Here is a 16,069-nt window from a genome sequence, read left to right as displayed (position 1 = left end):
TCTCTTATGCTGTGAGCGCAGGTATTAAAACGGAAATACCAGCGGGATCAAGGTTAATACCGTGATTGAATAAATAATAGAAAGGGGTAAGCCCATCACTACGTAATCTTTTAAGCGATAGTTACCCGCGCTATAAACCATTAGGTTAGTTTGATACCCAAATGGCGATATAAAGCTGGCTGATGCGCCAAAGGCAACCGCCATAATAAACGGTAGCGGGTCGACATTAAAACCAACCGCGAGCGAGTAAGCAACAGGGAACGACAAGGCAGCTGCTGCGTTATTAGTAATAAGCTCGGTAAATAATACGGTCATTAAAAATATGGCAATAAATGCGCCGTAAGGGCCAAAGTCGCCAAGTACCATAAACATGGCGTCGGATATTTGCCCGGCAAGTCCGGTGCCTATCATTAACTTGGCAAGGCCAATGGCACTACCTACTACCACTAATAACTCGATAGGAAAACGGCGTTTTACTTCGTTAAGTTTAATGGTGCCACTGAGCATTAAGCCAATCAGTAATACTAATAAGCCTTTAACCAGCGGCACTATGCCAATAATGCTTAAACCCAGCACTGCGGCAAAGCTTAGTAGCACAATGTTTGATTGTTTAGGTGCAAGGTGAGCTTGTAAGTCAAACCCTGAAATATACACAAACTCGCGCTTTAAATTAGGCAAGGTGTAAAAGTTTTTGCCTGGTGCGAGTATTAGTGAGTCGCCAGCTTGTAATTGCACTTGCCCAAGGCCGCCTTGTAAGCGGTCGTGCCCACGGCGAATGGCAATAACAGCAGCATGAAATTGCTCTCTAAAGCGGGCTTCTTTTACGGTTTTGCCAATAAATTTTGAAGACTGACTTACGACTACTTCTACTAAGTGTTCTATGTCTTTTTGATGATTCTCGTGCACGACTTTTAGGCCGTCGAAACGGGTAAGTAATGGCACCGATTTTATGTCACCTACAAACAGCAGCACGTCATCTTTTTGAATAATTTGCTGCGGGGTGACTGCGCAAATGCGGCTGCCATCGCGAATAATTTCCGCGAGGAATAAGTCTTTTAAATCACGCAGGCCGTTTTCTTCAACGGTTTGGCCTATTAATTTTGAATTTGCTTGTACTTTGCCTTCTAGGTAAAAAGGCACGACTTCTTGATCGCTTTTACCGTTGTCGGGTAAGTATTTAAGCATTACTAAAATGGTAATTAGGCCTACGCTTAGCGCGCCTAAACCCACTAAGGTAAAGTCAAAAAAGCCCAGCGGTTTCATGCCCGCATCGACTGCAAAGCCATTGACGATTAAGTTGGTTGATGTACCAATAAGCGTAATAGTGCCGCCCAAAATAGCGGTATACGACAGCGGTAATAATAGCTTTGAAGGGGAGTGATTAGGGTTGTCTTTTATCGCGGTAATAAGCGATGCAACAACGGCGGTATTGTTAGTAAACGACGATAAAAAGGCGGTTGATAACCCCAATTTTGTTACCGATTTTACTAAACTACCTTTAGATAGCGATTGCGCTAACTTTTGAATTAGGGTGGTTTTTTCTATTGCGGTCGACACTAACACCAATAGTACCAAGGTGATAAGCGACGGGTTTGCATAATTAATTAACATGCTTTCAAGATCGATTAGCCCTGCTAAGTAGCTGGTGCCAATGGCGCTTACAAATAACCATGCTGGATTAATACGGGTGCCAAAAAGGCACCCGACTAAGGTAAGCATAATGCCTGTTAAAACGAGCTGTTCTACCATGCTTTTTAATTCCTAACAGGCTAAAGTCAACTTATAACTTAGAAATATCAAGCGCTTGCCAATGCGGAAAGTGCTTGCGTACTAAGCTGTTAAATTCAACTTCAAATTCGCTAAAGTTACTTTGCTGTGCTTGGCTTTGCAGTACTTGTTCAATCATGCCCGCAGCAACCGTTAGGTTTGATAAGCGATCGATTAGGATAAACGAGCCTGTTTCATGATTGCTGTGGTACTCGTCTGCCAAAATAGTTTCGGTTAGTTCAAGCGTTACAATCGCAATTTCGTTTAACTGCAGTGAGTCGCTAGTGCCGTGCTCAAGCGTGTTTACATCAATCGTGTAATCAATTTTTGTAACAATAGCTGAAGTGTTTTTGCTGCCTAGCTTTAGGTTATAGCTTTTACCTAATACTAATGGCGACTCATGCATCCACACAATTTTAGCTTGCAGCTGGTTAGTAACAACGGCCGTTGAATTTGCAGGTACTATTACATCCCCTCGGCTAATATCAATTTCGTTATTTAGGGTAACGGTAATTGCTTGGCCTGCTTCGGCGCTGTCCAGGTTGCCATCAAAGGTAACAATTTCTTTAATGCTTGATGTTTTGCCCGACGGTAATACTTTTATTGCATCGCCTACGTGTATCTTGCCTGATGTAAGTGTGCCCTGAAAACCACGGAAGTTTAAGTTAGGACGCACTACATATTGCACTGGTAGGCGCGCTTCAAAGCCTGTATCTGTTTCGGCTGCTGGCGAATCTTCTAGTAATTCAAGTAGCGGCTTGTCGGTGTAATACGGTGTATGTGCAGAGCGTGTTACTACGTTGTCGCCTTTAAGCGCCGACATAGGCACAAACTTAATGTTTGATACGTTAAGTTGCTCAGCAAATTTAAGGTAATCGGCCTTAATTTTTTCATACACGGTTTCGTCAAAATCAACGATATCCATTTTATTAACGGCAACAACAAACTGCTTAATGCCCAGCGAGTCACAAATAAAGCTATGGCGCTTAGTTTGTACTTGTACGCCGTAACGCGCATCAACCAAAATAATGGCGACATCGCTTGTTGATGCACCCGTTACCATGTTGCGCGTGTATTGCTCGTGCCCAGGTGTGTCGGCAATAATAAATTTACGCTTAGCCGTTGAAAAGTAACGGTACGCTACGTCAATGGTAATGCCTTGCTCGCGCTCAGCTTGTAGGCCATCAACTAATAAAGCAAGGTCAAGATCTTCACCTGCATTACCTACTTTTTCGTTATCTTTATGAAGGGCTGCTAGCTGATCTTCATAAATTTGGTGGCTGTCGTGCAGTAGGCGGCCAATCAATGTTGATTTACCGTCATCTACGCTGCCACACGTAAGCATACGCAATAAGCTTTTGTCTTGTTGGCGTGCTAGGTAGGCGTCTATGCCTATTTCTTTTACTTCGTTAAATGTATCGTTATTTTGGCTAGACATTAAAAATACCCCTCACGTTTTTTCTTCTCCATTGAGCCGGCTGAATCATGGTCGATAACACGACCTTCACGTTCAGATGACGTAGATAGCAGCATTTCTTCAATAATTTCGGTTAAAGTACTGGCTGTTGACTCAACTGCACCGGTAAGTGGGTAGCAGCCTAATGTACGAAAACGTACAGATTTCATTTGCGGTACTTCACCTTCGTTAAGTGGCATACGCTCATCGTCAACCATTATTAGGGTGCCATCGCGATCAACAACAGGGCGCTCTTTTGCTAGGTAAAGCGGTACCATGTCGATGTTTTCTTGGTAAATGTATTGCCAAATATCAAGCTCAGTCCAGTTAGATAACGGGAAAACACGAATGCTTTCTCCCGGATTAACTTGGCTGTTATAAGTGTTCCAAAGCTCAGGACGTTGGTTTTTAGGGTCCCAACGGTGGTGTTTGTCGCGGAACGAGTAAACACGCTCTTTTGCGCGTGACTTTTCTTCGTCGCGGCGTGCGCCACCAAATGCAGCATCAAAACCATATTTGTTAAGTGCTTGCTTTAAGCCTTGGGTTTTCATTATGTCGGTATGTTTACCCGAGCCATGCGTAAACGGGCCTACACCCATTTCAATGCCTTCTGGATTTTTGTGTACCAGTAGGTCAAAACCGTATTCTTTAGCTATACGGTCGCGAAACTCAATCATTTCACGAAACTTCCAATTGGTGTCTACGTGCAATAACGGAAACGGAATTTTTGCAGGGTAAAATGCTTTACGCGCTAAGTGCAAAAGTACCGACGAATCTTTACCAATAGAGTAAAGCATTACTGGGTTCTCAAACTCAGCGGCGACTTCGCGCATGATTTTGATACTTTCAGCTTCAAGTTGCTGAAGGTGAGTTAAAGCCATTGTTAGTCGTCCTACTAAAATGATTAAAAGTTACAAATTTAAAATTCGGTTATGTATTTGATACATCTGTTAGCGGCTGTGCAAAGCTGCTTGTTTGCTCGTTTTTCCCAAACCACGCTAGTTGCGAGTGCAGGGCGGCTACTTCACCAATAATGAGTAGCGCAGGCGATATAATGCTGTTGCGTTCAATTAAGTCGGCAAGTTCGCCTAATTGGCCTGTTACTACACGCTGATTTTTGCGTGTACCGTTTTCGATAATGGCAACAGGTGTGTCGGCTTTACGGCCATGTTTTAAAAGCTCGCTTTGTATGTGCGGCGATTTAATTACGCCCATGTAAATAGCAAGCGTTTGATTTGCTTTTGCCAGCGATTGCCAATCAAGTTCTTGGCCGTCTTTTTTACAGTGGCCAGTTACAAATTGAATGGCTTGTGCGTGGTCACGATGCGTAAGTGGAATACCCGCATAAGCACTACAACCTGCAGCGGCTGTAATACCCGGTACAATTTGATAATTTACGTTGTTAGCAGCCAGTACTTGTACTTCTTCGCCACCACGGCCATAAATAAACGGATCGCCACCTTTAATGCGGCACACTTTTTTGCCTTGTTTAGCAAGGTCGACCAGCATTTGGTTGGTGTCGTCTTGAACAACACTATGATCGCCTAAACGTTTGCCTACACAAATAAGGTCAGCATCACGACGCACTAATTCCATAATTTCGTCAGACACTAAAAAGTCGTATACAACCACATCGGCTTGTTGCATAAGTTGCAGTGCTTTGAGTGTTAAAAGCTCTGGATCGCCTGGGCCTGCACCTACTACATATACTTCGCCTTCAGGTTCTGCTTTTGCATCTAGCATTTGCTCTAATTGCTGCTGTGCGGCTTGAGTATCACCGGTTTGCACTTTACTCACGACAGATGAGTCGAACACGCCTTCCCAAAATTGGCGGCGGTCTGAAAAATGTTTAAAGCGTTTTTTTACTTTGTCTCTAAAGCCGCCTACAAGTGTTGCAAGTGGCCCAATATGATGCGGAATAAGGGTTTCGAGCTTTTCGCGTAAGCGACGTGCAAGTACCGGCGCTGTGCCTGCACTTGATATAGCAATCGTAATTGGGTCGCGGTCAACAATGGATGGGAATATAAACGTACATTTAGGTTGGTCATCAACCACGTTTACAAATAAATTGCGGGCATTGGCAAGTTCAAATACGTTGTTGTTTACTTCATCGCGGTCGGTTGCTGCAATAACAAGCATTTTGCCATCGAGATGCGACTCATCAAAATAAGCATCAATAAGCGTTACTTCATTATTATGCGCATGCTCTTTTAGTTCGTCGCAAAACCAAGGCGCTACTAAAGTAACGCTCGCTCTCGCTTTTAAAAACGCGCGACATTTGCGTAATGCGACCTCTCCACCGCCAACAACCAATACTGGTTTGTTGTCGAGTTTGGTAAAGATAGGTAAATACTGCACGTTAATAAGACCCCTAAACAAATTCAAATATAAGAAAACGCTTTATTCTGATAAGCAGAATATAGCGGCTATCAATAAGTAAAAAATAATTAAAACCAAGTTGATATAACCAAAAGTTATAATAGGTGGGCTTTTTAGGCCTAAGAGTTAGTTAACAAGGGATTGCGCCGAGTTACAAGTAAAATAAACAGCTTATAGTGTTTGGTTATGAGCTATAGCGAGTTTGGTTTAATTTGTTAATATGGAAGCATATTCTATTCTGTACTTATACCAATTGCATTAATTTAGTGATCTATTATAGCGACGAGAAAATAGCTCAATAACAAGGCTAAAATTATGATACATAGTTGTTCTATATAAATAATTTTTAACGTAGTTAGTGAGTTATTTAATACGCTAAAATGATTATGTTTTTAATAAAATTGGTATTACATAAGCAACGGAGCTCTAATGACACAACACCAAAAAGATGCCGCATTAGCAGTCGCACTGATGGATTTAACAAGCTTAAACACCAGCGATACCACCAAAAGCATTCAAGCGCTTGTTGATAGTATAAACCCGACGCTGGGCACGCCTGCCGCAGTATGTGTTTATAGCGACTTTGTTGATGATGCAAAAATAGCACTCGCAGCACGTGAGCTTAACCACGTAAAAGTTGCAACGGTCACTAACTTTCCAACAGGTGATGCGCCACTGAGTGATGTAATTAACGAAACACTTATTGCAATAGAGCGCGGCGCTGACGAAATTGATTTGGTTATTCCTTACAAAAAACTCATAGCGTGCGATGTTCAAACAGTACTTAGCTATGTAAGCGAAAGTAAAAAAGCATGTGGGTCGCGCGCCCAGCTAAAAGTAATAATAGAAAGCGGTGAGCTTAAAACTGAAGCACTTATAACGCAGGCTACTCAATTGGCAATTGAAGGTGATGCCGATTTTGTAAAAACCAGTACGGGTAAAGTGGCCATTAATGCAACCCTTGAATCAACAAAAATTATGCTAACAGCCATTAAAAACTCGGATAAACGTGTGGGCTTTAAAGCTGCCGGTGGTGTTAAAACTGTTGCCGATGTCAGTCATTATTTAGCGCTAGCACGCGCAATAATGGGTGATGATTATTTACAAGCAAATACATTTAGGTTTGGTGCTTCAAGCTTGCTGAATGATGTTTACAAGGTGTTGAATGAAACGCAGCAGTGATGAGGAAAAACGTCAGTTAGAGCATGATGCTGCTAAATTGTTTTTACGTTGCTATGAGCAGCAGTTGGGTGTTCATATGCGCAACATTTGGCATAATGAGCCTAATAAACCTGACGTTAGTTGTTATCAAGAGAGTGAACAGCTTGATATAGAAATTGCTCATTTATATGCCAGCGAAACAGAAGCGATGGCTGTTTTAGGACGATCGTTGTCAATGCAAATGCAACGAGATTTGGCAGATATGGCACAAAAGCCAAGTGAACACAGATTGCGGGCTGCATTAGAGCGGTTGCTGAAACAAAAAGCGAAAAAACGTTATTATTCAGAGCGTACTTGGCTTGTTATTCGTAACGCCAGTACTATTTGGCACAAAGCTGACTTTGAAGCTGTGATCAATGACCTTAACTTTCCAAGAACCTATCAATTTGAGCAAATTTGGTTAGTGTGTGATTTTTATCGTGGTGAGTTATTACGTATAGATTGAAAAACGGCTCTAAGTAACAGCCGTTTTTCATTTTAAACTTAAAGCTAATATTTATTAATTAAACTTGAACATGTTGCCTATACTTTCGAGGCTTGATTTGTTCGTTTTAGCAATACAACCACTATCATCAAGTGACTTTTTAGTTGTTTCATCAGCTAAACCCGTTACCTTTAGTTTTTTGTCTTGCTGGTACTCACGAAGTGCGATAACTGTTTTACGATCGTACTCAACATCCTGTGTTTCAAATTCTTCGTAATCAGGCTGGTTTCTTAGGTAACCCAAACATACCAAGCTTAGGCGCGACATTGCTAAATCCATCTTTTCATAATGTGGCATTCTATGAGTGGGTACATCAACTGTTACAGCGCTCTTGCTGGCTGTTTTTGCTTGTACAGCTGCCGGTGGCGGCGCAGTGTAACCCGATGCTAAAGTGTTATTACTGTTATAGCGATAGTAAGTATCTGGAATTTTAGTTTCTAAAAACTCAACCGCTTTAATAATAACTTCACGAAGGGCTTTTTCTTTAGGGGTATCAGACCATCCACTAATATTACCGCCAACAAGTGCGCCACCAAAGTTAGTTGCGGCTCCAGTAAAGTCAAAATCTTTACTGCCCCCTTCAACACTTGTTGCTGCTAAAATTCGTGATGTGCGTGTATCTATTAGACGAAGGTCAATTGCCATATGAGAACCTGAAAAACCAGCTGATACAGAGCTAAATACATCGCCCATAAAGCCGCCACTGCCAACACTTGCACCAGAGCTATCGTCATCAAATTCAGTTACCGCTGCAATAACGACTATTTCAGCGCCTTCAATCTCACCATAAGCGGCACCCGATGATGCACTAACGCGACCTGAGGCTGCTAGGTCTTGTTCTGATAAAACAGCATCAAGCGCTTGGCGCTCTAAAACAATAAAGCGATTTGTTGATACGAGTGCCGTAGTTAATTGATCAGCCATACCGTCGCCTATTTCTTTACGCCACCATTTTGAGTTGTTTGATTTGTCGGTAAAGCGTGCAACAGCAATACGAGCTTTAGGCCCATTGTATTGTTCTTGGGCGACAGTGTTTATGTCTGGTGAATTTTGACCTGACGTAACATTTGTGGAGGTGCTTTGACAAGCGCTCAGAGTGGTAGTTAATAGTGCCGTTAATAATAGTTTTTGTGGTGCTTTTAACATATGACTGTCCTTAATTAATACGCTCAAGGGAAATATGGTGCATTTCCTTTAATATTTAAATTCATGTTAATTTAGTTAAATCAGTAGGTTAATAATAGTACTGGTGCGAAACATTTAGTCACACAGGCGAAATTTATCTGGATTGTTCACGAAACTGTTTTGGGGACATATCATATTTTGCTTTAAAGCACCGGGCAAAGTAGCTTTGTGAATTAAAGCCAACTTGCTGTGCTACTAGACCAATTGCAAGCTCACTATTTTTTAAAAGCTCTTGTGCAAATTCTAAACGAATATTTCGAATGTAATCGCTTGGTGTTAGGTTGTACAAGGCTTTCATTTTTAATTGTAAAGCGCGAGGGCTAAGATAAAGCGCAGCTGCAAATTCTTCCACGCTAAATGCTTCGTCTTGGTAATGCTCTTTTACTGTCGTTTTTACACGCTCGGTAAATACATAATCTTTACTTTGCGCCATTTGTGGGTCGAGCTGGGTTGTTTGTGATAAAGCAGGTAGTTGTTGTTTTAAATGTTGATTAAGTACTTCTCTAATCGTTAATAACCCTTGAACGCGGCTGAGTAACAGCTGCGGCTCAAAAGGTTTACTCAAATAGTCATCAGCAAGTAAGTCTAGGCCCTTTAATTTACTATGCGTATCTGCCTTTGCTGAAAGTAATAACACCGGAATATGGCTAATAGCCGTGTCGCTGCGCAGTGCTTTAATAAACTGATAGCCATCCATAACAGGCATCATTACATCACTTATTACCAAGTCAGGCATTTCGTTTTTACATAAAGCTAAACCTAGCTCTCCGTTAGCTGCACTTATACACGTGAAGCTACTAATAAATAGTGACATTATTAAATCACGCATTTCATCGTTGTCTTCAATAATAAGAATCTTATTACTTTTTACTACACATAAATTATTGCTTTTAGATACAGCAAGAGCAGTAAGGTTAGAGGTTTCGTCTATTTGATTTATTGGGAGTGAAACAGTAAAACAACTTCCTTTATTTAATTCACTTTTAAGTTCAATAGTTCCTCCATATTGCTCAACTAGCTGCTTCACCAGCGCTAAGCCAATACCGCTACCGCTTTGATTACTCGTATCTATGCGTGTAAATCGTTGAAAAATGGTCTCAAGGTGCTCTTTATCTATACCAACACCAGTATCTGAGACTGTGATGATTAATTTTTGTTTTTGAGTTAATAGCTGAAGTAATACTTTGCCAGTGTTTGGAGTGTATTTTTGGGCGTTACTCAATAAGTTACTGATAATAGAAATTGTATGATTTAGCTCTAATTTAATGGGAATAGTTTTTTGTGTTAAATCTTCAAACTCGAACGTAATATTTTTTTGTTTAAATAAAGGGGTGAAATCTTCAATTAATTGTTCAACTACCGGCTTTATAGCATAGGGTGTGACGTGTTTCACTGCTGTGCTTGGGCGCTGACTGAGCTGTAAAAGTTGGTTTATTTGATCCAATAGCTTATAGCTATTACGTTGAATCATCGCTAGTTTTTGTTGGGTGTCTGAATCCTTATGGCTTTTTTGTAAACTCTCAAGTGGCGCTAATATTAAGCTCAATGGTGTTTTAAGTTCATGGCTAACATTATCTAATAGTTGGGTTTTTAAGTTGCTAAGTTCTTTCTCTTTTAAGTTTGCTTGCTCTGCAACGTTAGCTCTATACCTTGCTGTTATAATTAACCACATTATAAATAATACGATAATGATGTAAGTGACATAGGCAACATTGTTCTTCCACCAAGGTGGAGTAACTTTAAGCGCAACCATTGTTTTATCATCACTCCATTGACCGTATTGATCTTTAACTTTTACAATAAAGTGATAGCTTCCAGCGGGAAGTTGAGAATAACTAACTTGCCTCTGGTTTTTGTTTGCGTATAAAAACTGCTTATCTAACCCAGCTAACTTGTAAGCATATTGGTATTGAGAAGGGGGCTCTGCACTGTTTAAAGCAGAAAATTTAAAGCCGATAACACCATCTTCTTCTTTAAAAAAGAGTCTGTCTGTATAGCTTATAAGCTTAGCCGTTTGGGTCTTGTTTTTTATATATTGCTGCGTCGCGACTGACTGGTTATAAATAAGTAAGTCTGTAATAACGGGTTCTGGGGGTTGAGTTGCTAGGGTTAGTTTTAACGGATCAAATTGATTAAAACCGTTAATACCACCAAAAAATAGCTCGCCGTCATCTGCTTGAAAAGCGGCACCTAAAATAAAAGAATGATGCTGTATACCGTTTGCGGGTAAAAAATGCTGCATTTGTTGGGTTTGAGGAGCGTAACGGGTTAGGCCTTGGTTGCTGCTTAGCCACAAGTAACCGCTGCTATCTTGTTTAATTGCAAAAATATTATCGTTAAGTAAGCCATCAAACTCTGTAATGTTTATTACTTTGTTTGTTTGGATATTTAACTTATTGAGCCCGCCAAAAGTACCTACCCATAAAGTGTTTTTATCTTGTAAATGCAAGGATGTAACCATGTCATGCGTTAAACTATTAGGCTTTTTAAGATCGCTTTGGTAATGGGTGAATGTTTCATCATGTAAAGAAAGTTTATTTAACCCTGCGCGGGTTCCTGCCCATATAGCGTTGTTGTCGCTGTCATAAGTAATACTAAAAACAGTATTATTTGAGATACTATTTTTACCTGCGCTGTATTTAAAATTTGTAACCTGTAAAGTATCGGGATTAAATCGCGTTAAGCCTTCGTTACTGCCCAGCCATAAATTACCACTTAGATCACCTTCGATTGCATAAATACGGTTACTACTGAGTTGATGGCTTTGCACAGTAAAAGCCGAAAAGTTATCATTAATTGGGTTGTAAAGCAGTAAACCACCTCCGTATGTGCCTATCCATACGCGTTTATTGGCATCTTCATAAAGACTAAATATATTGTTATTAGTTAAGCCTATATCTTGATTTTTATCTGTTTTATAGCGTTTAAATCCTGTGTCAGTTTGTTTGTTAAGTCCGTCGCGCGTACCCACCCAAAGTAAGTTGTTACTGTCTTTGAGTATTGCTCTTACAAAGTCATTCGAGATAGAAGCTGGGTTATTGCTTTGATGTTTTTGATGACCAAACTGAGCCTGCCTTTTATCATAGCGATGTAATCCATAGCCGTCTGTACCAATCCAAATAATGCCTTGAGGGTCTTGGTAAAGTGACAATAGGTGATCGTTAGCTAAGCCATGTTTTAAATCTGGAGAGTGAGTAAGTTGATGAAACTCGCTACTTAATAAATTATCTGTAGCTTGGTAATAAAGACCATGACCATAAGTGCTTACCCATAATTTTTTTTCATCATCAAAAAGTATATCTGTGACCCAAACATTTTTGAGTTGCTCAAAGTTATAAAATGCGAGTGTGTTTGAGTCAAAAACACTTAGACCAGTCTTACCTCCTATAATAAATTTGCCGTTTGCTGCTTTTTTTAATTGCCAGAGCTGTTCAGGGCTATTAGGTATATGTTCGAACTGATGTGTTTGTGTATCGAACTTAATCAGCCCGATACTACTTGCTAACCAAAGGTTTTTTTGATCATCAAAAAGCACATCCTTAAAAACAACATTTAAGTGATTCGTGCCCTGATAAGAAAATAATTCGGTAGTACCTGTGTATGTATCTAAACGAGTAAGTTGCCCTTTATCGTGACCAATCCAAATGATTTGTGGCGAATTAGAAGAAATTGATGAAATACGTTCGTTTGTAATAGGAGGGGTTGAATACTGGTTAAAAACACTAAAACTTCCTGTTTCAGTATTTAATAAGTTGAGCCCATTACTTGTTGTAGCAAACCAAATGTGGTCGTTTCCTAAATTCAGGCAGTCTGTAATCCAATTCCCCGAAATACTAGGGTGTGAAGGATTGAATTTATAGTGCTTAAATTCATACCCATCAAATCGGTTTAAGCCACCTTGGGTAGCAAACCAATGAAACCCTTTTTCATCAGTGGTACTGCAGGTGATTGAATTTTGTGATAAACCTTGTTCATTTGTATATGTATCTAAATACAATGGCAGAGCATAAGAACTAATATGAAATAATAATAAAAAGCTAATAATTTTATATCTTATGATTGTTTTTATTGCTTTCACAGACTTCCCATCTAATTGTGAGTCCCTATAATTTTGACAATCATAAACTGCTTTTTAATCAATGTTAAGATTGATTTTTTAATGCAATGCCGAGATTTTCCAATGTGGGTATCTTTTAGGCTTGTGTTAATGGACTGCGTAAGTATAATAGGCATCCACTTTGCAGGGGCGTAGTTCCAATTGGTAGAACAGCGGTCTCCAAAACCGATGGTTGGGAGTTCGAATCTCTCCGCCCCTGCCAGTTTTACTTGTGGTTTGAGTAGTCTGAGATTAAAAACCGGTTTAAATTAAGTCTGTTTTTAAGTTTAGATTTTAATGGATTAACCTTACCGTAGTGTAGGGTTGTTGTGTCTGTAGTTAAGGTAATAATATTATGAGCACGAATGTAGAAACACCATCAAGTGCGATGGAGTCAGTAAAGTGGTTAGTAGCAATCGCGCTACTTGCAGGCGCAGTTGTTGGTAATCACATGTATGCAGATCAATCTGTACTACTACGTGCTATCGGCGTTGTTGTTGCAATAGCGGCCGGATTAGCAATTGCCTCGCAAACATTTAAGGGACGTAACTTTCTTGCTTTCGCTAAAGAAGCTCGAATTGAAGTACGCAAAGTTATTTGGCCAACGCGCCAAGAAACTACCCACACGACATTAATTGTAATGGTTGCAACAGTGATTATGGCACTTATCCTTTGGGGATTAGATGGCATTTTATTCCGCGCTGTAGGCTTTTTAACTGGATTGGAGATCTGATCCCATGTCGGATGAGAACGAGAACAAAGAAATTAAGTTACGTTGGTATGTAGTACAAGCCTTTTCTGGTTACGAAAAGCGTGTAGCTCAAACGTTAACTGAACACATTAAAATCGAAGGTCTTGAATCGAGCTTTGGTGAGATACTAGTACCAACTGAAGAAGTTGTTGAGATGCGCGCTGGCCAAAAGCGTAAATCTGAGCGTAAATTCTTCCCAGGTTATGTATTAGTACAAATGGATATGAATGACGCAAGCTGGCACTTAGTGAACAGCACTGAACGTGTAATGGGCTTTATTGGTGGAACGTCTGATCGTCCTGCTCCAATAACTCCTAAAGAAGCAGAACGCATTCTTAATCGCCTTCAAGAAAATGCTGAAGCACCTAAACCTGCTACATTATTTGAACCAGGTGAAGTTGTTCGCGTTACAGACGGACCATTTGCAGATTTCAGTGGTGTAGTTGAAGAAGTTGACTACGAAAAGAGCCGCGTAAAAGTATCTGTACTTATTTTTGGTCGTTCTACGCCAGTTGAGCTTGAATTCGGTCAAGTTGAGCAAGATAAGTAATTGATTAAAAAAGCTTCGCTAATTTTTATTTAAATTTTGGCATGAAGCTTGAAAAAGGCCGCTGATTAACTTATAATCAGCGGCCTTTTTGTATTAAGGTAAAATTTATTTTTACTGTGCAAAAAGTACGAAACCAATTTTTAAACTGGGAAGCCGTTAGAGTACGCGTCCTCGCGCGCACAAGGCTGAGACCCACCAAATGAGGTATTTATAATGGCTAAAAAAGTTGAAGCTCTAATCAAGCTACAAGTTGCCGCTGGTATGGCTAATCCTAGTCCTCCAGTAGGTCCTGCACTAGGTCAACACGGTGTAAACATCATGGAATTCTGTAAAGCGTTTAACGCACGTACAGAGTCTATCGAAAAAGGCGCTCCAGTTCCTGTAGTGATCTCTGTTTACGGTGACCGTTCATTTACGTTCGACATGAAAACGCCACCTGCTGCTTACTTACTTAAGAAAGCTGCTGGTATCAAGTCAGGCTCAGGCCGTCCTAACACTGATAAAGTAGGCACAGTAACTCGTGCTCAACTTGAAGAAATTGTTGAGACAAAACGAACTGACCTTACAGCTGCCGATATGGACGCAGCGGTTCGCACTATCGCAGGTTCTGCGCGTGCGATGGGCTTGAACGTAGAGGACTAAGAAATGGCTAAATTAACTAAACGTATGCGTACTATCCGCGAAAAAGTGGAAGTAACAAAAGATTACGAGATCAATGAAGCAGTTGCTCTTTTAAAAGAGTTAGCGACAGCTAAATTCGTAGAAAGTGTTGACGTTGCCGTTAACCTTGGTATCGATGCTCGTAAATCTGATCAAAACGTTCGTGGTGCTACTGTACTACCTAACGGTACTGGTCGTGACGTTCGTGTTGCTGTATTCACACAAGGCGCTAATGCAGAAGCTGCAAAAGAAGCCGGTGCTGAATTAGTAGGCATGGAAGATCTTGCTGAACTAGTTAAAAAAGGCGAGATGAACTTTGACGTTGTTGTTGCATCACCAGACGCTATGCGTGTTGTTGGTCAACTAGGTCAAATCTTAGGCCCACGTGGTCTAATGCCAAACCCTAAAACTGGTACTGTAACGCCTAACGTTGCAGAAGCAGTTAAAAATGCTAAAGCAGGTCAAGTACGTTACCGTAATGACAAAAATGGCATCATCCATACTACTATTGGTAAGGTTGATTTCACTGCAGAGCAATTACAACAAAACCTTGAGTCTCTAATTGTTGCGCTTAAGAAGGCTAAACCTTCTCAAGCTAAAGGTGTTTACTTGAAGAAAGTAACTATCTCTACAACAATGGGCGCAGGCGTTTCTGTTGACCAAAACACTTTAAGCACAACTGTAGCTTAATCAGTGTTTACATGGCGTGAAATTTGTACTATAATTTCGCGCCATTTTGTTGATTAATTTATTAATTGGCAAAGTAAAGAATTCGGGTTGAAGTCCATAATTTCGTTAAGCCTTCGGGGTTAACGATAAATTGGGCTTCCGTCCAAGACCGTAGGTGGCTTCGGCCTTAATATTCACCTACGTAGACGGTGTAGACCCCAGATAGATTTTTCCTAATCCTTCTGGCTCTCGCCGTAAAAAGCATCTCTACCTTGTTTGGTAGGGAAGAGTAGAACAGGGGAATCCGATAATCGGTATCCCCATTAAACCAGGAGTAACACCCATGGCTTTAAATCTTCAAGGCAAAAAAGCAATAGTTGCTGAAGTCAACGAAGCAGCCAATGGTGCTCTATCTGCAGTTGTTGCAGATTCTCGTGGTGTAACAGTTGGCGCAATTACTGCCCTTCGTAAAGAAGCTCGTGCAAATGGTGTTTGGATGAAAGTTGTCCGTAACACTTTAGCAAAACGTGCTCTTGAAGGAACAGATTTTGAGTGTCTTTCTGATTCATTTGTTGGTCCAAGCTTAATCGCTTTCTCATCAGAGCACCCAGGTGCTGCTGCGCGTATCTTTTCAGATTTCGCGAAAAAGAATGAGAAATTCGAGCTTAAAACGGCCGCTTTTGAAGGAAATGTTGTTGATGCAGCAATGCTTGCTACATTACCTACATACGACGAAGCTGTTGCACGCTTAATGAGTGCTATGAAAGAAGCGTCTGCTGGCAAATTGTGTAAAACAATTGAAGCAGTACGTGTACAGAAAGAAGAGCAAGCTGCTTAATTTTAAGCTGTTT

At 40.6% G+C, this 16,069-nt stretch carries 13 protein-coding genes and 1 tRNA gene; 8 read left to right on the top strand and 6 right to left on the bottom strand.

Annotated elements, in window-relative coordinates; genetic code table 11:
* Positions 1-24 precede the first annotated feature (24 nt).
* Genes GQR38_RS13175 through cysG form a run of 4 tightly spaced genes read right to left on the bottom strand, consistent with a single transcriptional unit; the run spans position 25 to position 5,581 of the window.
* Positions 25-1,749, bottom strand: coding sequence for an SLC13 family permease (locus tag GQR38_RS13175; RefSeq protein WP_165722185.1), 1,725 nt, complete (start codon positions 1,747-1,749; stop codon positions 25-27).
* Positions 1,750-1,780: 31 nt separating this feature from the next.
* On the bottom strand, positions 1,781-3,205 hold the full coding sequence (gene cysN / locus GQR38_RS13170; RefSeq protein WP_007580108.1) for a sulfate adenylyltransferase subunit CysN: 1,425 nt from the start codon (positions 3,203-3,205) through the stop codon (positions 1,781-1,783).
* The gene (cysD, locus tag GQR38_RS13165; protein WP_008133447.1) at positions 3,205-4,104 is read right to left on the bottom strand and encodes a sulfate adenylyltransferase subunit CysD; all 900 of its coding nucleotides are present in this window, start codon (positions 4,102-4,104) and stop codon (positions 3,205-3,207) included. The genes cysN and cysD overlap by 1 nt, the downstream gene beginning before the upstream one ends.
* Before the next feature lie 49 nt (positions 4,105-4,153).
* Positions 4,154-5,581, bottom strand: coding sequence for a siroheme synthase CysG (cysG, locus tag GQR38_RS13160; protein ID WP_165722183.1), 1,428 nt, complete (start codon positions 5,579-5,581; stop codon positions 4,154-4,156).
* A gap of 450 nt (positions 5,582-6,031) precedes the next feature.
* Here cysG and deoC point away from each other — a divergent pair, with 450 nt between their 5' ends.
* The gene (gene deoC, locus GQR38_RS13155) at positions 6,032-6,784 is read left to right on the top strand and encodes a deoxyribose-phosphate aldolase (protein WP_165722181.1); all 753 of its coding nucleotides are present in this window, start codon (positions 6,032-6,034) and stop codon (positions 6,782-6,784) included.
* On the top strand, positions 6,768-7,268 hold the full coding sequence (locus GQR38_RS13150; RefSeq protein ID WP_101216814.1) for a hypothetical protein: 501 nt from the start codon (positions 6,768-6,770) through the stop codon (positions 7,266-7,268). Before deoC ends, GQR38_RS13150 begins: the two co-directional genes overlap by 17 nt.
* A 54-nt stretch (positions 7,269-7,322) precedes the next feature.
* On the opposite strand, the gene GQR38_RS13145 is transcribed toward GQR38_RS13150, so the two are convergent.
* Together GQR38_RS13145 and GQR38_RS13140 are read right to left on the bottom strand one after the other, a co-directional pair.
* Complete coding sequence (locus GQR38_RS13145) at positions 7,323-8,453, bottom strand: CsgG/HfaB family protein (protein ID WP_165722179.1); 1,131 nt, start codon at positions 8,451-8,453, stop codon at positions 7,323-7,325.
* A 133-nt stretch (positions 8,454-8,586) separates the two neighbouring features.
* Positions 8,587-12,570, bottom strand: coding sequence for a two-component regulator propeller domain-containing protein (locus GQR38_RS13140; RefSeq protein ID WP_165722177.1), 3,984 nt, complete (start codon positions 12,568-12,570; stop codon positions 8,587-8,589).
* Positions 12,571-12,734: 164 nt separating this feature from the next.
* Between GQR38_RS13140 and GQR38_RS13135 the strand changes: the two genes are divergently transcribed.
* The 6 genes from GQR38_RS13135 to rplJ all read left to right on the top strand — a co-directional run bounded on the left by GQR38_RS13135 (position 12,735) and on the right by rplJ (position 16,056).
* Positions 12,735-12,811, top strand: a tRNA-Trp gene (locus GQR38_RS13135).
* 132 nt (positions 12,812-12,943) lie between these two features.
* Entirely contained in the window at positions 12,944-13,321 is a 378-nt protein-coding gene (secE, locus tag GQR38_RS13130) for a preprotein translocase subunit SecE (RefSeq protein WP_002958877.1), read from the top strand.
* Positions 13,322-13,325: 4 nt separating this feature from the next.
* Positions 13,326-13,889, top strand: a complete 564-nt coding sequence (gene nusG, locus GQR38_RS13125) for a transcription termination/antitermination protein NusG (protein ID WP_007580122.1) — start codon at positions 13,326-13,328, stop codon at positions 13,887-13,889.
* 213 nt (positions 13,890-14,102) lie between these two features.
* Entirely contained in the window at positions 14,103-14,531 is a 429-nt protein-coding gene (rplK, locus tag GQR38_RS13120; RefSeq protein ID WP_002958879.1) for a 50S ribosomal protein L11, read from the top strand.
* Between the two features lie 3 nt (positions 14,532-14,534).
* Positions 14,535-15,239 carry a 50S ribosomal protein L1 gene (gene rplA / locus GQR38_RS13115; RefSeq protein WP_007580124.1) on the top strand — a complete coding sequence of 235 codons (705 nt, stop codon included), beginning with the start codon at positions 14,535-14,537 and terminating at the stop codon, positions 15,237-15,239.
* Positions 15,240-15,561: 322 nt separating this feature from the next.
* Positions 15,562-16,056 (top strand): 50S ribosomal protein L10, encoded by a 495-nt coding sequence (rplJ, locus tag GQR38_RS13110; RefSeq protein ID WP_002958881.1) that lies wholly within the window; start codon positions 15,562-15,564, stop codon positions 16,054-16,056.
* The last annotated feature ends 13 nt before the right edge of the window (positions 16,057-16,069 follow it).

The sequence above is a fragment of the Pseudoalteromonas sp. c7(2019) genome, from assembly GCF_011378625.1.
In the GTDB taxonomy this organism is placed as follows: Bacteria; Pseudomonadota; Gammaproteobacteria; order Enterobacterales; family Alteromonadaceae; genus Pseudoalteromonas; species Pseudoalteromonas arctica.
Note: the sequence above shows the minus strand (reverse complement) of the source record. Positions and strands in the feature narration are given on the sequence as shown.